General features: G+C 74.8%; 16 protein-coding genes and 1 pseudogene. 10 read left to right on the forward strand and 7 right to left on the reverse strand.

All coding sequences use genetic code 11. The annotated features are described in order from the left end of the window. Positions 1-200: 200 nt before the first annotated feature. Positions 201-1,133, forward strand: coding sequence for a 1-phosphofructokinase family hexose kinase (locus tag ACWEO5_RS01520; RefSeq protein WP_452159048.1), 933 nt, complete (start codon positions 201-203; stop codon positions 1,131-1,133). A gap of 193 nt (positions 1,134-1,326) precedes the next feature. Here the strand turns inward: ACWEO5_RS01520 and ACWEO5_RS01525 are convergent, their stop codons facing one another. Next, complete coding sequence (locus ACWEO5_RS01525) at positions 1,327-1,608, reverse strand: helix-turn-helix domain-containing protein (RefSeq protein ID WP_452159086.1); 282 nt, start codon at positions 1,606-1,608, stop codon at positions 1,327-1,329. A 703-nt stretch (positions 1,609-2,311) separates the two neighbouring features. Here ACWEO5_RS01525 and ACWEO5_RS01530 point away from each other — a divergent pair. The 4 genes from ACWEO5_RS01530 to ACWEO5_RS01545 all read left to right on the forward strand — a co-directional run bounded on the left by ACWEO5_RS01530 (position 2,312) and on the right by ACWEO5_RS01545 (position 5,538). Beyond that, the gene (locus ACWEO5_RS01530; RefSeq protein WP_452159050.1) at positions 2,312-2,530 is read left to right on the forward strand and encodes a hypothetical protein; all 219 of its coding nucleotides are present in this window, start codon (positions 2,312-2,314) and stop codon (positions 2,528-2,530) included. Positions 2,531-2,705: 175 nt separating this feature from the next. Next, the gene (locus ACWEO5_RS01535; protein ID WP_452159052.1) at positions 2,706-3,650 is read left to right on the forward strand and encodes an ROK family protein; all 945 of its coding nucleotides are present in this window, start codon (positions 2,706-2,708) and stop codon (positions 3,648-3,650) included. A gap of 288 nt (positions 3,651-3,938) precedes the next feature. Continuing rightward, positions 3,939-4,754, forward strand: a complete 816-nt coding sequence (locus tag ACWEO5_RS01540) for a helix-turn-helix domain-containing protein (protein ID WP_452159054.1) — start codon at positions 3,939-3,941, stop codon at positions 4,752-4,754. A gap of 58 nt (positions 4,755-4,812) precedes the next feature. Beyond that, a complete protein-coding gene (locus ACWEO5_RS01545) occupies positions 4,813-5,538 on the forward strand; it encodes a class I SAM-dependent methyltransferase (protein WP_452159056.1) in 726 nt (241 codons plus the stop codon). Here the strand turns inward: ACWEO5_RS01545 and ACWEO5_RS01550 are convergent. Continuing rightward, on the reverse strand, positions 5,535-6,527 hold the full coding sequence (locus tag ACWEO5_RS01550) for a YdcF family protein (RefSeq protein ID WP_452159058.1): 993 nt from the start codon (positions 6,525-6,527) through the stop codon (positions 5,535-5,537). The two genes, ACWEO5_RS01545 and ACWEO5_RS01550, sit on opposite strands and share 4 nt — an antisense overlap. 153 nt (positions 6,528-6,680) lie before the next feature. Next, complete coding sequence (locus ACWEO5_RS01555; protein ID WP_452159060.1) at positions 6,681-8,744, reverse strand: MDR family MFS transporter; 2,064 nt, start codon at positions 8,742-8,744, stop codon at positions 6,681-6,683. 111 nt (positions 8,745-8,855) lie between these two features. Here ACWEO5_RS01555 and ACWEO5_RS01560 point away from each other — a divergent pair, with 111 nt between their 5' ends. Together ACWEO5_RS01560 and ACWEO5_RS01565 are read left to right on the forward strand one after the other, a co-directional pair. Next, a complete protein-coding gene (locus ACWEO5_RS01560; RefSeq protein WP_452159062.1) occupies positions 8,856-9,386 on the forward strand; it encodes a SigE family RNA polymerase sigma factor in 531 nt (176 codons plus the stop codon). Between the two features lie 74 nt (positions 9,387-9,460). After that, on the forward strand, positions 9,461-10,675 hold the full coding sequence (locus ACWEO5_RS01565) for a hypothetical protein (RefSeq protein ID WP_452159064.1): 1,215 nt from the start codon (positions 9,461-9,463) through the stop codon (positions 10,673-10,675). Positions 10,676-10,729: 54 nt separating this feature from the next. Here the strand turns inward: ACWEO5_RS01565 and ACWEO5_RS01570 are convergent, their stop codons facing one another. Further along, a complete protein-coding gene (locus ACWEO5_RS01570) occupies positions 10,730-12,505 on the reverse strand; it encodes a protein kinase domain-containing protein (protein WP_452159066.1) in 1,776 nt (591 codons plus the stop codon). A gap of 483 nt (positions 12,506-12,988) precedes the next feature. Further along, positions 12,989-13,933, reverse strand: a complete 945-nt coding sequence (locus tag ACWEO5_RS01575) for a helix-turn-helix domain-containing protein (RefSeq protein WP_452159068.1) — start codon at positions 13,931-13,933, stop codon at positions 12,989-12,991. Between the two features lie 165 nt (positions 13,934-14,098). Here ACWEO5_RS01575 and ACWEO5_RS01580 point away from each other — a divergent pair, with 165 nt between their 5' ends. Beyond that, the gene (locus tag ACWEO5_RS01580) at positions 14,099-15,262 is read left to right on the forward strand and encodes an alpha-hydroxy-acid oxidizing protein (protein WP_452159070.1); all 1,164 of its coding nucleotides are present in this window, start codon (positions 14,099-14,101) and stop codon (positions 15,260-15,262) included. A 208-nt stretch (positions 15,263-15,470) separates the two neighbouring features. Here the strand turns inward: ACWEO5_RS01580 and ACWEO5_RS01585 are convergent, their stop codons facing one another. After that, positions 15,471-15,908: an ATP-binding protein gene (locus tag ACWEO5_RS01585; protein WP_452159072.1), complete on the reverse strand. Its 438-nt coding sequence runs from the start codon at positions 15,906-15,908 to the stop codon at positions 15,471-15,473. Positions 15,909-16,115: 207 nt separating this feature from the next. Here ACWEO5_RS01585 and ACWEO5_RS01590 point away from each other — a divergent pair, with 207 nt between their 5' ends. Beyond that, entirely contained in the window at positions 16,116-17,078 is a 963-nt protein-coding gene (locus tag ACWEO5_RS01590) for a TrmB family transcriptional regulator (RefSeq protein ID WP_452159074.1), read from the forward strand. A gap of 16 nt (positions 17,079-17,094) precedes the next feature. Here the strand turns inward: ACWEO5_RS01590 and ACWEO5_RS01595 are convergent, their stop codons facing one another. Beyond that, on the reverse strand, positions 17,095-17,577 hold the full coding sequence (locus ACWEO5_RS01595) for an Lrp/AsnC family transcriptional regulator (RefSeq protein ID WP_452159076.1): 483 nt from the start codon (positions 17,575-17,577) through the stop codon (positions 17,095-17,097). A gap of 111 nt (positions 17,578-17,688) precedes the next feature. Here ACWEO5_RS01595 and ACWEO5_RS01600 point away from each other — a divergent pair. Continuing rightward, positions 17,689-17,947, forward strand: a pseudogene (locus tag ACWEO5_RS01600) (PLP-dependent transferase); the annotation flags it as partial.

A 17,947-nucleotide genomic window follows, 5' to 3' on the forward strand; every position in this document is an offset into this window, starting at 1 on the left:
CCCCCGAACGTTCGCCACCCCGTCGCCCGACGTTCCACCGGTCGGCACCGGGCACCGCCCCGCCCCCCTTCCCGGACGTTCACAAATCCCCCAAGTTTGCTCGAAGCTGCACGAAAGCCGGTATGATCACGCAACTTCGTTCATCCGAATGCGGTCGACCGGTCCGACGCGCAGCAGCGAACACCTGGGGGGCGTCCGCCGTGATCCTCACCGTCACGCCGAATCCGGCGCTGGACGTCACCTACGCCGTCCCCGGTTTCCGCCCCCGCACCAGCCACCGGGTCACCGGGGTGGCCGCCCAGGCGGGCGGCAAGGGTGTCAACGTGGCCCGGGTGCTGGCCGCGCTGGGGCGGCCCGTCCGCTGCGTGCTGCCGCTCGGCGGCCCCACCGGGGACGCCGTCCGCGCCGATCTGGCCGCCGCCGGGCTGGACCACGTCGAGGTGCCGATCGGCGGCGACACCCGGCGGACGGTCACCGTCGCGGACGGCTCCGACGCCACCGTCCTCAACGAGCCCGGCCCGGCGCTGGCCGCCGCCGAGTGGGACGCCCTGCTCGGCGAGACCGCCCGGCAGCTGCCGCAGGCCGCCGTCCTGGTCCTCGCCGGCAGCCTCCCGCCCGGCGCACCCGCCGACGGCTACGGTCAACTCGTCGCACTGGGACGGCAGTTCCACCTTCCCGTGGTGCTCGACGCGGACGGCCCGGCGCTGCTCGCCGCGCTCCCGGCCCGCCCCACCGTGATCAAGCCGAACGGTGCCGAACTCACCGCCGCCACCGGCCTGCCCGACCCCCGGGACGCCGCCCGGGTGCTGATCCGCCGCGGCGCCGAATCGGTGCTCGCCTCGCTCGGCCCGGACGGCCTGCTCGCCGTCGACCGCCAGGGCGCCTGGCGCTGCACCCCGCCCGCCGCGGTCACCGGCAACCCCACCGGCGCGGGCGACTCGGTGGTCGCCGCCCTCGCCGCCGGACTCTCCGGCAACGCGGGGTGGCCTGCCGTCCTCCCCGACGCGGTCGCCCTCTCCGCCGCCACCGTCCTGCACCCCCGGGCCGGCCACTTCGACGCGGCCGCCTACCGCCACCTGCGCGCCACCCTCACCGCCGTCCGGATCGGCGGCCTGACCCCCCTCACCCTCTGAGCCTTCCCGCCCCCCTGCGCCGTCGCCCCCGTCCGGCACGGTGCGCCGGTGACCACCACGACGACCAGCGCCCGCGCCCACGGCCCCGGTCGACCGGGGCCGGCGGGCCGGCGCTCTCCTCCGCCCGGCGGACCGGGTGCGGTGAGCGACCGGCGCTCACCGCGGGCCTGTCCGGCGGGCGGCGGGTGCGGGGTCAGGTACCGGCGGCGGATTCCGGGCCGGCCTGGCGGCTGCGCAGTTGCTCGTTGATGCGCAGGGCTTCTTCGAGTTGGTCCTCAAGGATGATGATGCGACAGGCCGCGTCGATGGCGGTGCCCTGGTCGACGAGGTCGCGGGCGCGCATCGCGATGCGCAACTGGTAGCGGGAGTAGCGGCGGTGGCCGCCCTCCGAGCGCAGCGGGGTGATGAGGCCCTGGTCGCCGAGGGAGCGCAGGAAGCCTGCGGTGGTGCCGGTCATCTCGGCGGCACGGCCCATGGTGTAGGCGGGGTAGTCGTCGTCGTCGAACGAGCTGCCTGGGTCCGGGGTGTGGGGCTGGTCGGTCGTCGTAGTCACTGCACCTCTCTTGGTTCCGGAGAACGCGTCGAGGGGCCCCGGCGCCGTGACGGCTCCGGGGCCCCGAAGGGTGTACAACACCATCTACCGGCCTTGGCCGGGTTCCTTGTTCCGCACTGCCCCGGAGTGGGGGAGCTGCGGGGATCGCGTATGCGTGACCGGAAACCACCGTCCTCGTACTCAAAGGGGGTCTGCGGTGTCCGCCCGGGTGAAAGGCATCACGGGCCGGGCGATCCTGATGGCGCTCTGTCCCTCCGTTCATCCTCTTCGTGGACTTGCCTTGCGAACTGCTGGTACTGCTCGACGGCAGCCCCTGATCACTGCGGGCCACCCGGCCCGGTCGCCGGCCCTGTCGCCTCACTGCACACACACTGGCTTCAGGACCCCACAACCGTGCCGACCTGCGAACTTCTCGACTCTTCCCGGCAGTTCATGTCTGCCGGGCCATCTCTTCACTGCGCTTACAAGAGAAAAGCTAACTCCACTTCGAGCCAATGTCTACTCCAGCCACGATAGATTTTCCGGTGTTCGAGAGACAGGTACTCTGCGCTCCGCAGGACACGGGACGGGATGCCCGGGCGCCCGGCCCGGGCCACGGGCAGCAGCACGGACGGGAGGGCAACCGGTGGAAGAGCCGAGCACCGCAGGTCGAGGGCGCGCACCGGACCCGCAGGAGCGGACCTCACTGGTGGCCGCCCTCGCCGAAGCCGTCCGCGACCGGGACGAGCGGAGCCTGCGCCGCCTCCTGGCCCGGTTCGCCGAACAGGTCACCCTCACCGACCTGCACGCCCTGCGCGACGCGCTCGACCCCCGTCGCCGCGGCCGACGGCCGGATTCCCGCTAGGGCGGGCGCACCACCCCGATCCGGCTCGCACCCGCCCGCCCCCGGCCCGCACCCGGCCCGCACCCGGCCGCACCCGGCCGCTCCCGCCCCGCTCCCGGCCGTCGACCTGCGGCTTCCGGTAGCCTGGCCAGTCCGACAAGTCACCCCGAGTCGGACATGTCAGGAGCTCTGCGCCATGGCCGCCGTTCCGCCCCCGTCCCCCTCCGCCCTGGTGGCCGCCGTCGACCTCGGCGGGACGAAGACCGCCGGTGCGATCGTCACCGGCACCGGCGAGCTCCTGGCCCGCTCCGAGGGCCCGACGGCCGCGGACGGCGACGCCGAGGCGGTGTTCGCGGGCGTCGCCCGGGTGCTGGAGGAGCTCGCCGGGCACCCGGCCTGGCCGGGCGTCGCGGCGGTCGGCGTGGGCAGCGCGGGGCCGGTCGACACCGCGGCGGGCACCGTCTCCCCGGTCAACATCCCGTCCTGGCGCGGCTTCCCGCTGGTCCGGCGGATCGCCGGGTGCACCGCGCTGCCGGTGCGCCTGCTCGGCGACGGGGTGGCGCTCGCCGAGGCCGAGCACTGGCTGGGCGCCGCCGCCGGGTACCGCGACGCGCTGTGCATGGTCGTCTCCACCGGCGTCGGCGGCGGCCTGGTCCTGGACGGCCGGGTGCACCCCGGCCCGAGCGGCAACGCCGGGCACATCGGCCACGTCAGCGTCCAGTGGGACGGCGAGCCCTGCCCGTGCGGCGGCCGCGGCTGCCTGGAGGGGCTGGCCAGCGGCCCCGCGATCGTCCGGCACGCCCGCGCGGCCGGCTGGCGCCCCGCCGGGGGCAGCCCGCTCACCGCCCGCGCCGTCGCCGACGCCGCCCGCACCGGCGACGGCGCCGCCCTCGCCGCGTTCGACCTCGCCGCGCGGGCCCTGGCCGCCGCGATCGCCGGTACCGCCGCCCTGGTCGAACTCCAGGCCGTCGTCATCGGCGGCGGCGTCGCCCAGTCCGGCCCCCTCCTCTTCGACCCCCTCGCCCGTCACCTCACCCACTACGCCGGCCTTCCCTTCACCCGCGGCCTGCACCTCCACTCCGCCCGCTTCGGCCCCGACGCCGGCCTGATCGGTGCGGCGGCAGCGGCCCTGCGCGGTTGACAGGCCGGGGGCTCCCGCCGTTCCCCGAGCCCCTGAACGCGCGCACTCGTGCGCCCCTGGTCGCCTCCCCTCCCCCTGCCTAGTGCCGCGTCAGGCAGCCTTTGCCGGGAAGGAGCGGCGTCCGGTGCGTGCTGTCGGCGTGCCGGCCGGAAGCCCTCGTACTGGATGTACTCGGGTTTTCGGCCGGTGCGGCGAGAGTGCGTGCCGAGGGGGCACCTCCCAGCCCCCCTTGGGGCTGGGGGAGTCGCGACGGGCGAAGGCTGCCTGACGCGGCACTAGGCTGGAAGCGTGCAGCAGCCGCCCCCGTGGGAGATCGCGACCCCGTCGCGGCGCTCGCGGCTGCCCGGGGTGGCGATGGCCGGGTTCCGGGCGCGGGGGGTGGCGGAGTTGGGGGTGGTGCCGTTCCCGGCGGTGACGTTGGCGATCGACCTGGGGGACGAGCCGTTGACCGTCGCGGGCGGCGGGCGGCCGGTCCGCGGCAGCGCGGTGCTCGGGCTGGGGGCGGGGGGCCTGCGGGGCGGCGGGCGGGACGTGCGGTGCCTGCAGGTGCGGCTGTCGCCGGTGGTGGCGCACGCGGTGCTGGAGGGGTTCGCGGCGGCGGGCGGCCCGCTGGTCGGGTGGGACGCGGTGTGGGGGCGGGAGGCCGTCCGGTGGGAGGAGCGGTTGCGGGCGGCGACCTCCTGGGAGGAGCGGTTCGCCCTGGTGGCGGCGGAGTTGGCCGCCCGCCGCGCGGAGGGCCGCCGGGTGGATCCGGAAGTGGCGTACGTCTGGCGAGAGTTGGTGCGTTCGCACGGTGCGGCGCTGGTGGCGGGGCTGGCGGCGGAGGTGGGGTGGAGCCGCAAGCGGTTGTGGTCGCGGTTCCGGGCTCAGTTGGGGATCGCGCCGAAGCGGGCGGCCCGGCTGGTGCGGTTCGACCACGCGGCGCACCGGTTGGCGGCGGGCGGTCACCCGGCGGCGGTCGCGGCGGAGGCCGGCTACGCGGACCAGTCCCACCTGCACCGGGAGGTCGCGGAGTTCGCCCGGGTGACGCCGTCCGCGGTGGCGCGCGAGCCGTGGCTGTCGGTGGACGAGGCCGCCTGGTCGCTGCCCGGCTACCTGCGCTGACGACGGCCGGGGAACATTCGTCCAAGACCCGGCCCGACCGGGCGGCGAGACTGCGGGCATGACCGAGAACCTGTTCACGTCCCTGTCCCGGTACGGCGTCGACGCGCCCGGTTTCGTCGCCTCGACCTCCGCCCTCGGCGCGGCCTGCGCGCTGGCGGCCGCCGCCCGTCCGTTCCGCGGCCGGCGGGCGGTGGCCGCGCTGGGGGCGGGGCTGCTGGTGCAGGCGGGGGTGTACCTGCACACCACGCTGCACGGCAAGTTCCGGGTGTGGGAGCGGGAGTTGGACGCACTGGGGCTGCGCGGCGACGAGCGGACGCTGGACCTGGGGTGCGGCCGGGGCATGGTGCTGGTCGGGACGGCGCGGCGGCTGCCGCGCGGGCGGGCGGTGGGGGTGGACCTGTGGGCGTCGAAGGACCAGAGCGGCAACACCCCGGACGCGACGCTGGCCAACGCCGTCGCGGCCGGCGTCCGGGACCGGGTCGAGGTGCACACCGCCGACATCACCGAACTGCCGTTCCCCGATGCGGACTTCGACCTGGTCACGTCCGCCCTGGTGATCCACAACATCCCCACCCCGGCCGCCCGGCTGCGCGCCGTGGACGAGGCGCTGCGGGTGCTGCGCCCGGGCGGCCGGCTGCTGATCGCGGACATCTCCCCGATGGCCCGCCGCTACGCCGCGCACCTGGGCGCCGGCACCGTCCGCGACCTCGGCCCGGCGTACTGGTACGGCGGGCCGTGGCTGCCGGTGTCGATGCTCGAACTCCGCAAGGCGGCCCGGCACTAGAAGCTGAGCGATTCGAGCACCAGCAGCGCGCCCACCGCGAGGTTGACCCAGCGGTAGGTGACGATCACGGCGACGAACTCGCGGATGGTCGCGCTGGGCCAGAAGTAGGCGGCGGTGGGCGAGCCGACGACGTGGCCGTTGACGCCCTCGCGGCGGGCGAAGACGGCGGCGCGGAAGGCGTGGAAGTTGTTGGTGACGACGACGCAGCGGTATTCGGGGTCGGCGGCGGCCATGATCGCGTGGCTGAAGCGGAGGTTCTCCTCGGTGGTGCGGGAGCGGTCCTCGCGGAGGATCCGGTCGGCGGGGAAGCCGCGTTCGACCAGGTAGTCGGCCATCGCGTGGGACTCGGGGAGCTGCTCGTCGGTGCCCTTGCCGCCGGAGGCGATCAGCAGCGGGGAGCGGCCGCGGGCGACCTGCCGCTCGTACAGGGCGCGGCCGCGCTCCAGGCGGCTGGCGAGCAGCGGCGGGACCTTGCTGCCGTCGACCAGGCCGGTGCCGAGGACCACGACGTAGTCGACGTCCTCGCGCGGGGTGAGGCGGCCGTACAGGTAGGCGTAGCCGACGAAGCAGGCGAAGAGGAAGGACAGGTAGCAGGCGACCACGAAGACGGTGCGGGCGATCACCACCAGCGCCTCGGAGTCGGCCCGGGTGGCGGCCAGCAGCAGGGCGAACACGGTCAGGATGCCGAGGCCGGAGAGCAGGGCGAGCAGGTTGCCGAGGCTGCGGCCCTCCTTGCGGAGCATCTTGAGGCCGTTGGCGATGAGCAGCCCGGCCAGCACCAGGCTGCCCAGCGCGGGGGTGAGGACCACGACGATCAGGACGGCCTCGGCGGCGGCCGAGTCGGCCCGGTGCAGGGTGGCGAGCAGGGCGAGGGTGAGCAGGGCGACGGAGAGTCCGAGGCAGACGGCGTTGCCGAAGCGGCGCCGGTCGCGGAGTACGCCGACGCCGAAGAGCAGCAGGAAGACGAGCGCGAGGGCGTACAGGAGCATGGGGGAAGCCTAGGCACACGGACCCCGCCCCGTCGCGGTCCAGCGCGCGGGGCGGGGCGGGTGACGGTACGTCAGTGGTGGTCGGCGGGGCCGGCGGGGCTGCCCCCCGGCGCCCCCGGCGCCCCCGGTGCCCCCGGCGGGCCTCAGCGGGCCTCAGCGGCGGCCGGAGAGCACGCCGCCCTTCTCGGGCAGGCCCTCGGCGAGGTCCTCGGCGATCATGCGCTTGGCGATGGCGTCGGCGGCGGCGCGCAGTTCGGCGCTGCGCGGGCGGCCGCGGTCCTCCTCCAGGCGGCGGTTGAGCCAGTCGGACCAGGCCCGGGTGATGGTCGCGGCTTCCCGCTGTCCGGCCTCGGTGTGCTGGTAGAAGCCGTTGTGGGCCTCCAGGAAGCCTTCGACGACCATCCGGTCGAAGACCGGCTGGAGGACCTCCGGGGGGATCCGGCGGCGGGCGGCGATCAGGTTGAGGCTGGCGTGGCCGACGGTGCGGGTGAACAGTTCGACCTGCATGACGGCCCAGCTGCCGGCCACGTCGAGCCGGGTGCCGGAGGTGTTGACGACCTGTCGGGCGGTGTCGAGTCCGGCGTTGCCGAGGAGTTTGGCGACGGCGAGTTCGAGGAGCCTGGAGGAGTCGCCGGAGGAGGGCTGGGCGAAGCCGTCGCCCATGTCGGAGGAGCTGGCCCGGGCGGAGTCGCGGAGCTTGACCTGCTTGAGGAAGAGCGCGACCACGAAGCCGACCAGGGCGACCGGGACGGTCCACAGGAAGACGGTGTGCAGCGAGTCGGCGTACGCCTGGATGACCGGCGCGGCCTGCTCGGGCGGGAGTTCGTGGACGCCGTGCGGGCTCTGCGCGGCGGCGGCCAGCTGCTGCGGGTCGGCGCCGGTGGCCTGGGCGGCCCGGGCGACGCCCGCGGTCAGGTTGGTCTTCAGCGAGTTGGTGTAGATGGTGCCGAAGACGGCGGTGCCGAACGAGGAGCCGAGGGTGCGGAAGAAGGTGACGCCGGAGGTGGCGGTGCCCAGGTCGGAGTAGTCGACGGTGTTCTGCACGGCGATGGTGAGCACCTGCATGGACAGGCCGATGCCGGTGCCGAGCACGAACATGTAGAGGCTGGCCAGCCAGGCGCTGGTGCCGACGTCCAGCAGGGAGAGCAGGTACAGGCCGACGCCCATCACCACCGAGCCGATGATCGGGAAGAGCCGGTACTTGCCGGTCTTGGAGACCACGTTGCCGGAGAAGATCGAGGCGATCAGCAGGCCGAGCACCATCGGCAGGGTGCGCACGCCGGAGACGGTCGCCGAGTCGCCGTCGACGTACTGCAGGAAGGTCGGCAGGAAGGTCAGCGCGCCGAGCATGGCGAAGCCGACGATGAAGCTGAGGATCGAGCAGACGGTGAACACCTGGTTGCGGAACAGCCGCATCGGCAGGGTGGGTTGGGCGGCCCGGGTCTCGACCCAGCAGAACAGGGCGAGCGCGACGACGCCGGCCGCGAACAGGCCGATGATCACGGCCGAGCCCCAGGCGTACTCGTTGCCGCCCCAACTGGTGGCCAGGATCAGGGCGCTGGCGCCGATCGCGACCAGGGTGATGCCCAGGTAGTCGATGACGGGCCGGACGCCGGACTTGACCACGGGGATGTTCCGGGCGGCGGCGATGACCACCACGATCGCGATCGGCACGTTCACGTAGAACGCCCAGCGCCAGGACAGGTGGTCGGTGAACAGGCCGCCGAGCAGCGGGCCGACCACGGTGGCCACGCCGAAGACCGCGCCGATCGCGCCCTGGTACTTGCCGCGTTCGCGCAGCGGGATGACGTCGGCGATCAACGCCATCGAGGTGACCATCAGACCGCCCGCGCCGACGCCCTGGACCGCCCGCCAGATGATCAGCAGCAGCATGTTGGTGGACAGGCCGCACAGGAAGGAGCCGACGATGAAGACGATCGCGGAGACCTGGAAGACCACCTTGCGGCCGAACAGGTCGCCCATCTTGCCGACCAGCGCGGTGGTGACGGTCTCCGCGAGCAGGTAGGAGGTCACCACCCAGGACATGTGGGAGGCCCCGCCGAGGTCGGCCACGATGGTGGGCAGCGCGGTGCCGACGATGGTCTGGTCGAGTGCGGCCAGCAGCATGCCCAGCATGATGGTGCCGAACACGACGTTCCGCTGCCGCCGGTCGAGGACGGGCGGCGCTGCCTGGCTGACTTCGCTGGAGGTGGTCACCCTGGCATCGTCACACTTCGTCCTGGTTTGTCCCGGCCCGACACCCCGGCGGGAGAATCCATGATCAGCCGATGGTGCGACAAGAACCCGACCATGCCGCGTTAGAGGGGCATGGACAGCTCGACGACGACCCGCGGCACCGACGGCGGCCCCCCGGAGTTCCGGGAATTCGCGGTCTCCCAGGCCCGCCACCTGGTGCGCACCGCCTACCTGCTGACCGGCGGTGACGCCCACCTCGCCGAGGACCTCGCCCAGGAAGCGCTCGGCAAGCTGTACGGGAGCTGGCGCCGGATCTCCCGGATGGAGAACCCGGCCGGGTACGCCCGCACCGTCCTGGTCAACACCTTCCTCAGCCACCGGCGCCGGCGCAGCAGCAGCGAGCACGTCACCGACACCTTCGCCGAGGCCCCCGGCCCCGGGGACGACCCGGCGCTGCGCGTCGCCCTGCTCGGCGTGCTCGCCGAACTCCCGCAGCAGGACCGGGCCGTGCTCGTGCTGCGCTACTGGGAGGACCTCGGCGTCGAGGAGACCGCCGCCGCGCTGCGGCTGACCCCCAGCGCCGTCCGGTCGCGCGCCTCCCGGGCCCTGGCGCGGCTGCGCACCCGGCTGGGCGACCAGTTCGACGACCTCGCCCGCCCCTGAGCCCGGCCCTCCCGCCCTTCTCGGCCCTCCCCGCCTTCCCGAACCTCCCGCACCGCACGTCACGGAGCCCCGCCATGCCTTCGCCTTCCGAAGAAGAAGACTTCGCCCGCGTCCTGCGGGCCGGCGCCGAACTGGCGCCCGCCGTGTCCGCCGACGAGTTCGCCCTGGGCGCCGAGCGGCGCGGCCGCCGCCGCGTGCTGCGCCGCCGGATCGGCGTCGCCTCGGCAGTGGCCCTGGTCGCCGCCGCCGGGGTGGTCCCGGCCCTGCTGCCCGACCGCCCGAAGCCGTCCGCCCAGGCCCCGGCCGCGACGCCGCCCCGGGTCGACGACGCGTTCATGCTGGACACCCTGACCTCGCTGCTGCCCGCCGGCGGCACCGTCAGCGACGGGCAGGGCCGCGCGCCCGACCCGAACACGCCCGGACAGGTCCCGCAGGCGTACCTCGGCTACGACGACGGCCACGGCGGCCGGGTCCAACTCCTGCTCGCCATCGACCTGGTGGCCACCCCGGTCACCACCGACGCCCAGCGCCTGCTGTGCTACGAGCCGGTCGTCCCGGGCAGCGCCACCTGCGACCCCGCCACCCGCCCCGACGGCTCGCACCTGCTGACCACCGGCTACGGCGGGCCCGGCAGCGACGACCACAGCCTGAGCGTGGCGTACACCCTCGCCAACGGCCGCCTGGTGCAGGTCGACGAGGTCTCCGCCGACCCGACCGTCAAGGAACTGCCGCTGGACAAGGCCAAGTTGACCGAGATCGTGACCGCCCCGCAGTGGCAGTGGGTGTTCGGCACGCTGGGCACCGCCCCCTCCCGGCCGCCGGCCCGGCCCGCCCCGGCCGGCGACCGGATGCTCTCCGCCCTGACCCCGCTGCTGAACGGCGTCCAGGGCGTCCAGCTGGACACCAGCCGCACCGGCACCGACCTGCCCGGCCGGATCCGGGTCGACGTCACCGCGAACGGCCGCACCAGCGTCCTGCTGCTCAGCGTCACCCCCGGCTGGCGGCGCAGCTACCCGACCGACCCGCAGCTCACCTTCTCCACCATGCACCGCAGCCCCGACCGCCGTCCCGACGGCACCCTGGTCAGCAGCACCGTCCCCCTCGGCGGCGCCCAGCGCACCGCCGACGGCGGCTACCTCGCCAACGCCCTGCTCCCCGACGGCACCGAGGTGAGCCTCCGGCTCTGGAACTCCACCACCGGGCGCGACGGCGAGCGGCCCGGCGACCCCGTGCTCACCACCGACCAGCTGTCCGCCCTGGTCTCCGCCCCGGTCTGGGGCACGATCTGAACCGCGCCCCGGCCGCCGGGCCGCCCCCGTCGGCGGCCCGGCCGGGCCCGCGGCTCAGTCGTTGCGCTCCATGTCGCCGGAGAAACCCTGCTGGACGAAGTGCAGGGAGCCGTCCTTGTTGGGGGTGAGGACCGCGTCCCCGCCGATCGGGTCGCAGCCCGCGCTGACCGTCCCGGTCACGGTGCGGGCGACCAGCCGGGTCTTGGTGGCGGACACCAGGGACGCCTCGTTGGTGCACATCACCTGGCCGGTGCCGAGGCCGCCGTCGGTCTCCACGTAGGCGACCGGGTCACCGACCGCGCCCTGGTGGACGGTGAACCGCATGACGAGCCGCAGCCCGTTCGAGGAGGCGGCCGTTCCCTCGAAGGTGCCCAGGAACGCGTCCGCGACGGCGTCCCCGTCCTCGGCTTCGGGCGAGGGCGAGGGCGAGGGGGGCGGATCGCTCTTCCGCCCGGCCGGGGTGGCCGAGGCGTCCGGCCCCGGGGACTTCCCGGCGCCCGGGCTGGTGACCGCCGCCGGGCTGCCGGACGGCCCGCCCGCTGCCTCCTCGTCGCCGCCCAGCCCGCCCGTCGCGGCCCACACGCCCAGCCCCGCCAGCACCGCCGCGACCACCCCGGTGGCGATCAGCGGCGCCGTCCGCCGCCTGGGCGGCTGCTGCACGATGACGGCGGGGTACGGGTACGCGCCCGGCGGCGTCTGGGAGACGTACGGGTTCGGGGCCGGGTACGCGCCCGGCGGGGTCTGGGAGACGTACGGGTTCGGGGCCGGGTACGCGCCCGGCGGGGTCTGGGACACGTACGGGTCCGCGGGCGGGCCGTACGACGGGGGCGCCTGGTGGGGGGCGGTCGGGGGAACCGTCGGCGGGGCCTGCGGCGGGGCGGCGAGCACGGTCGGCGCGGGCGGCGCGGGCGGCTCCGTGACGGGCCGCGACTCCAGGTCCAGCAGCGCGACGGCCATCCGCGCCACCTCCTCGGACACCGCGCCGGGCAGCCAGCCCCGGTCGCCGAGCCGGGTCAGCCCCGCCGCGCTGCGCTCCAGCCGCTCCCGGAGGGCCGCCGGGGACGGCCGACGCTCCGGCTCCTTGTCCAGGCAGTCGCGCACCAGGGCGAGCAGGTCGCCGTCCAGGCCGCCGAGTTCCGGCTCCTCGTGGACGATCCGGTAGAGCAGCCCGGCCGCGCTGTCCTGCTCGCCGAACGGGGCCCGCCCGGTCGCGGCGAAGACCAGCACCGCGCCGAACCCGAACACGTCACCCGCCGGGCCCGAGGGGCGGCCCTTGGCCTGCTCCGGTGACATGAACCCCGGCGAACCCACCACGTACCCCGACCTGGTCAGCGCGGAGGTCGCGTCCAGTGCCCGGGCGATGCCGAAGTCGATCAGCCGCGGCCCGTCCAGCGCCAGCAGCACGTTCGACGGCTTGACGTCCCGGTGGACCAGCCCCAGTTCGTGCACCGCCTCCAGCGCGTCGGCCAGACCGATGCCCAGCGCCCGCACGGTGTCCGGCGGCAGCGCGCCGAAACGCTGCACCGCGTCCGTCAACGAGGGCCCCGCGACGTACCCGGTGGCCACCCACGGCTGCGCCCCCTCCGTGTCGGCGTCCAGCACCGGCGCGGTCCACCGCCCGCCGACCCGCCGCGCCGCGTCCACCTCCTGCCGGAACCGCTGCCGGAACTCCCGGTCCGCGGCGAACTCCTGACGGACCGTCTTCACCGCCACCGTCCGCCCGCCCGCCGTCCGCCCGAGGAACACCTCCCCCATCCCGCCGGCCCCCAGCCGCCCCAACAACCGGTAGGGCCCGATCGCGTGCGGATCGCCATCGCCGAGAGTCTCCAACGTGCCGCGCTCCTAGGCTGCTTGCCGAACCATCAGGAAATTTCCCGACACCACGCACGGGATCTTCACGGGAACCCTAGGGCTTCTCCCGCCCCGAACGGCACGAGTCCACCTTTTCCGGACCGGATCGGAACCGGACAGTTACGCACCTACAACACGCCCGAACCCACCCGTCCCCCCACCCCCGACCACCACCCCGCCCCCACCCCCGCAGCCCATCGCAGGCGACTCCCTGCCTTCCCCCAACTCCCCGCCCCAGCCAGCCAGCCAGCCGCAGGCGACTGCCCTACCTTCCTCCAACTCCCCTCCCCTGAGCCCGCCGCAGGCGACTCCCCCACCGCCCTCCGCACCGCCCCCCTCAACCCCCCCCACCCCCAAGCCCGCCGCAGGCGACTCCCCACCACCACCCGCACCGCCCCCCTCAACCCCCCACCCTCAAGGCCGCCGCAGGCAACTCCCCCACCGCCCTCCGCACCGCCCCCCTCAACCCCCCACTCTCAAGCCCGCCGCAGGCGACTCCCCCACCGCCCCTCGCACCGCCGTGCGGAAGGCGATCGGCGTGGTGCCGGTCCGCTGGTGGAAGAACTTGGCGAAGTTCGCGGCGTCGGCGAAGCCGAGGTGGTCGGCGATGCGGGCGGCGGAGCTCTCGCTGTGGGCGAGCAGGCGTTTGGCTTCCAGGACGACGCGGCGGTCGACGAACTCCTTGGCGCCGACGCCCGCGGCGGCGAGGGTCGCCCGGGAGAGGGTGCGCGGGGAGTAGCCGAGGAACTTCGCGTAGTCCTCGACCCGGCGGGTGCGGGTGAAGTGGTGCTCGACGGCCTGCCGGAAGCGCCGGTAGGTCTCGCCGGGTTCGGTCGCGGCGCTGCCGCACGGCGCGGGCGGGTTGGCGAGGCGCAGCAGGAGCGCGGCGAGCAGGTGGCGCAGCAGGGCGTGGTGGATCTCGGCGGGCAGGTCCGCGCCGGAGGCGTACTCGCGGTGGAGGTGCCGCAGCGCGTGCCGCAGCGCTTCGCGTTCCGGCCCGTCGGCGTGCAGGACGGCGGCGGCGAAGGGGTCGTCGAGGCGGGCGGCGGCGACCGTCGCGGGGTCGGGGAAGCCGGGTTCGAACAGGACCAGGGTGCCGTCGGCGTCGCCGAGTTCGCCCCACTGCTGGACCTGTCCGGGCCGGACCCACAGCCAGCTGCCGGGTCGGACGGTGTGCGTGGTGAAGTCGACGGTGTGGTGCAGGGTGCCGCGGTCGAGGGTGAGCAGGTGATGGAAGGCGGGGCGCTGGGGCCGGTGGAAGTCGCCCGCGGCGGCCGTCGCGGCGGCGCGGCGGGTGCGGAGTTCGGCGAGGGTCATGACTTCGACGCCGACCGGTCCGCCGGGTGGCGCGGTGAACGGGACCTCGGGGATCGCCGTCCCGGACGTCTGGGGTTCGTTCGCTCGCATGGTCACCACATCCGCTGCCAGGCTACCTCCGGTTGATCTTCCACCGGGAGGGCGATCGACCGCGCCGGGGAAAGGGCGCGGCGGCGGCGGGCGGCCAACCCTTGACTACCCGCGGGTAACCGTTGGAACGTGGCCCCACCCCACCCGGTCCACCGAGGAGCGCGCATGTCCCCCCAGTTCGGCGACTACCAGAACGAGGTCTATTTCGAGGCGCTGTTCGGCGTCGCCCCGAAGTTCCCCATGACGTACGAGGGCCTGGCCGAGCGGGCGCGGCACGCGCTGGCGCCGGAGCTGTGGTCGTACGTGGCGGGCGGGGCGGGTGACGAGCACACCCAGCGGGCGAACGCCGCGGCGTTCGAGCGGTGGGGGCTGGTGCCGCGGATGCTGGTCGGCGCGAAGGAGCGGGACCTGCGGGTGGAGCTGTTCGGGCTGGAGCTGGCCTCGCCGCTGTTCCTGGCCCCGGTGGGGGTGGTGGGGCTGTGCGCGCCGGACGGGCACGGGGACCTGGCGACGGCCCGGGCGGCGGCCCGCACGGGGGTGCCGATGGTGGCGTCCACGCTGTCGGTGGACCCGATGGAGGCGGTGGCGGCGGAGCTGGGCGGCACGCCCGGGTTCTTCCAGCTGTACACGCCGACCGACCGGGCGCTGGCCGAGTCGCTGGTGCACCGGGCCGAGGCGGCCGGGTTCAAGGCGATCGTGGTCACCCTGGACACCTGGGTGACCGGCTGGCGGCCGCGCGACCTGGGCAGTGGCAGCTTCCCGCAGCTGCGCGGCCACTGCCTGGCGAACTACACCTCCGACCCGGTGTTCCGGGCCCGGCTGCAGGACCCGGACGGGGACCCGCGCGGTGCGGTGATGGACTGGGTGCAGATCTTCGGCAACCCGCTGACCTGGGACGACCTGCCGTGGCTGCGTTCGCTGACCAGCCTGCCGATCGTGTTGAAGGGCCTGTGCCACCCGGAGGACGTGCGCCGGGCGAAGGACGCGGGCGTGGACGGGATCTACTGCTCGAACCACGGCGGGCGGCAGGCGAACGGCGGGCTGCCCGCGCTGGCGTCGCTGGCCGAGGTGGTCGAGGCGGCGGACGGCCTGCCGGTGCTGTTCGACTCGGGCGTGCGCAGCGGCGCGGACGCGGTGAAGGCGCTGGCGCTGGGCGCGACGGCGGTCGGCGTGGGCCGGCCGTACGTGTACGGGCTGGCGCTGGGCGGCGAGGCGGGGGTGGTGCACGTGCTGCGCTCGCTGCTGGCGGAGACGGACCTGCTGATGGCGGTGGACGGGTACCCGTCGCTGGAGAGCCTGCGCGCGCCGGGCGCACTGCGAAGCTGCTGAGCGCCGCCGGGGCCGCCGGGCGCCTACCGGGCGCCGACCGGGTGCGTCGCGCCCGACGGGCCCGGCGGCCCGCCTTATTGCGACTTACTTGCAATAACTCTGGGCGTGCAGCAGAGTGGAGGCTGCGGGGTCGTCCGACGATCGTCTTCCCAACCGGCGTCCGCCGGGACGCGGCGCCGGCCCCGCGCCAGCCTTCGGCGCCGCGCGCTCAGCACTCCAGCGGGAGCCGCACCAGCATGGTCTTGCCGCCGCCGTCCTCGTCCGCGACGGTCTCCGCCGCCCCGCCCGCCAGCGCGGCCAGTTCGTGCACCAGGGCCAGGCCCCAGCCACCGCTGCCGTCCTCGTGCGGGACCTCGCGGCGCTGCGGGCAGTGCGGGTGGCGGTCGTGCACCCGGACGGTCAACTCCCGCTCACTGAAGTCGAGTTGAAGCGTGGTGCGGGGCGAGCGGGGGGCGGCGTGGCGGACCGCGTTGGTGACCAGTTCGCTCACCACCAGCAGCACCGTGTCGGTCAGCGGGTGGTCCGCGTCCAGTCCGCGGGCGGCCAGTTCGGCCCGCACGCCGCGGCGCGCCTCGGGCACGGACGCGGGTACGGTCGCCAGGCTCAGGCGGTAGCGCACGGTCTGGGGTGGGTCCGCGACAGCCATGGTCGGTCCCTTCACGAACGGGGGCGACCGGGTGGGAGCGGAAGGGCACCATTGTCCGGCCGCGTCGGGGCTCGGCAGCCCTGCCCCGTCCGAGTGAACCGGACAGATTACCGATACTCAGTACGGTAAGGCCGAACGCCCTGAACTGCGGCGGCGGATGCTGGACAGTGGCCACAACTCGCCAACGCCCGCCATATCCTGGGGATCATGTCCGACGACCTGCTGGAGCCCCTCGGCCTCGGCCCGCTGGAGAGCGCCCTGTACCTGCGGGTGCTGGCCGCCCCGCGCTCCACCTCCGCCCGCCTCGCCGACTCGGTGGACGCCGCCCCCGGGGCACTGCGCACCGCCCTGCACCGCCTGGTGGCGGCCGGCCTGGTGACCAGGCTGGCCGGCAGCCCGACCAGGTACACCGCCGCCCCGCCGGAGGTCGCGGTGGACGCGCTGGCCACCCGGCGCCAACAGGAGCTCGACCAACTACGGCTGCGGGTAAGGGAACTGGCGGTCACGTACGCCGACCTCGGACCGTCCGTCTCCAGCGAACTCGTCGAACTGGTCGAGGGCCAGGACGCGTTGCGGCACCGCGCCGAACAGCTCCAACTCGGCGCCCAGCAGGAGATCCTGGCGATCGACTGCCCGCCGTACTTCGACAGCCCGACCGACAACCCGATCGAGTTCCAGCTGCTCGCCCGGGGCGTGGAGTGCCGGGTGCTGTACGACGCGCCGGGCCTGGAGAGCGCCGACAAGCGGGAGTTCGTGCTGCGCTGCGTGGACGCCGGGGAGCAGGCCCGCAGCCTGCCCTCGGTGCGGATGAAGATGCTGGTCGCGGACCGGCGCTGCGCGATGATCCCGCTGAGCTTCGAGGCCACCGAGTCCACCGCCGCGCTGTGGATCCGCCCCTCCCCGCTGCTGACCGCCCTGATCACCTGCTTCGACCTGCTGTGGGAGCGCGCCACCCCGCTGGCCGCGGACCGGCCGCGTGACGAACTCGACGACAAGGACCGCGAGTTGCTCGCCATGATGGCGGCGGGCGCGAAGGACGCGGCGATCGCCCGCAGCCTGGGCATCACCCAGCGCACCATGACCCGCCGGATCGCCCAGCTGATGGGCGAGTTGAACGCCCGGACCCGCTTCCAGGCCGGGCTGCAGGCCGCCAAGCGCGGTTGGCTGTAGGAGGGTTGACGGCAGGTCAGATCTCCGGGCCGCCGCCCGGGACGCGCTCGAAGACCAGGTTGGTGCGGGTCTGCGCGACCGCCGGGTGGGCCGTCAGGTGGTCGACCACGAAGCAGCGCAGCGCCTCCGGGTCGGCCACCGCCACGTGCAGCAGGTAGTCGTCGCTGCCCGCCATGTGGAACACCGCCAGCACGCCCGGCAGGTGCGGCGCGGCGGCCCGGAAGCTGCCGTTCTGCTCCCGGGTGTGCGCCCGCAGCCGCACCGAGATCATCGCCTGCAGCGCCAGCCCGACCGAGGGCAGGTCCACCTCCGCGTGGTAGCCGGCGATCACCCCGCGCTCGCGCAGCGCCCGCACCCGGGCCAGGCAGGTGGACGGCGCGACGCCGACCCGTTCCGCCAGCGCGTTGTTGGGCGTCCGGGCGTCGGCCAGCAGCTCCCGGACGATCGCCCGGTCGACCGCGTCGAGCCCCGCCGCGCGGCCCCGTGGAATGTTCGGCACGCCCCCAGCGTGGCGGCCCGCGCCGAACATCCGCAAGAGCGCCCCCGCCCGGACCGAATCATCTGCCGCCGCCCTGGCCACCGGACGCCCGGGCGTTCACCATCGGGCGGCATGAGCCGACTCGACACCCGAGCCGTGCACGCCGGCCGCGACGACCTCGCCGGACTCGGCACGCACGTCCCCCCGCTCGACCTGTCCACCACCTACCCGGTACCGGACCTCGGCACCGGCGGCGACGCCTACCAGGCGCTGGCCGGCGGCGGGCGGCCGCCCGCCGCCGGCGGCCTGGTCTACCAGCGGCTGTGGAACCCCACCGTCGCCCGCTTCGAACGGGCGCTGGCCGAACTGGCAGATCGGACTAGCACACGTC

Source organism: Kitasatospora sp. NPDC004272 (assembly GCF_053603035.1).

Coding starts and splice junctions, on each gene's coding strand:
- ACWEO5_RS01525 (WP_452159086.1), bottom strand. CDS start 1,608: ATGGGCCGTGCCGCCGAGATGACCGGCACCACCGCAGGCTTCCTGCGC.
- ACWEO5_RS01535 (WP_452159052.1), top strand. CDS start 2,706: ATGGCCGCCGTTCCGCCCCCGTCCCCCTCCGCCCTGGTGGCCGCCGTC.
- ACWEO5_RS01545 (WP_452159056.1), top strand. CDS start 4,813: ATGACCGAGAACCTGTTCACGTCCCTGTCCCGGTACGGCGTCGACGCG.
- ACWEO5_RS01550 (WP_452159058.1), bottom strand. CDS start 6,527: ATGCTCCTGTACGCCCTCGCGCTCGTCTTCCTGCTGCTCTTCGGCGTC.
- ACWEO5_RS01560 (WP_452159062.1), top strand. CDS start 8,856: ATGGACAGCTCGACGACGACCCGCGGCACCGACGGCGGCCCCCCGGAG.
- ACWEO5_RS01565 (WP_452159064.1), top strand. CDS start 9,461: ATGCCTTCGCCTTCCGAAGAAGAAGACTTCGCCCGCGTCCTGCGGGCC.
- ACWEO5_RS01575 (WP_452159068.1), bottom strand. CDS start 13,933: ATGCGAGCGAACGAACCCCAGACGTCCGGGACGGCGATCCCCGAGGTC.
- ACWEO5_RS01580 (WP_452159070.1), top strand. CDS start 14,099: ATGTCCCCCCAGTTCGGCGACTACCAGAACGAGGTCTATTTCGAGGCG.
- ACWEO5_RS01585 (WP_452159072.1), bottom strand. CDS start 15,908: ATGGCTGTCGCGGACCCACCCCAGACCGTGCGCTACCGCCTGAGCCTG.
- ACWEO5_RS01590 (WP_452159074.1), top strand. CDS start 16,116: ATGTCCGACGACCTGCTGGAGCCCCTCGGCCTCGGCCCGCTGGAGAGC.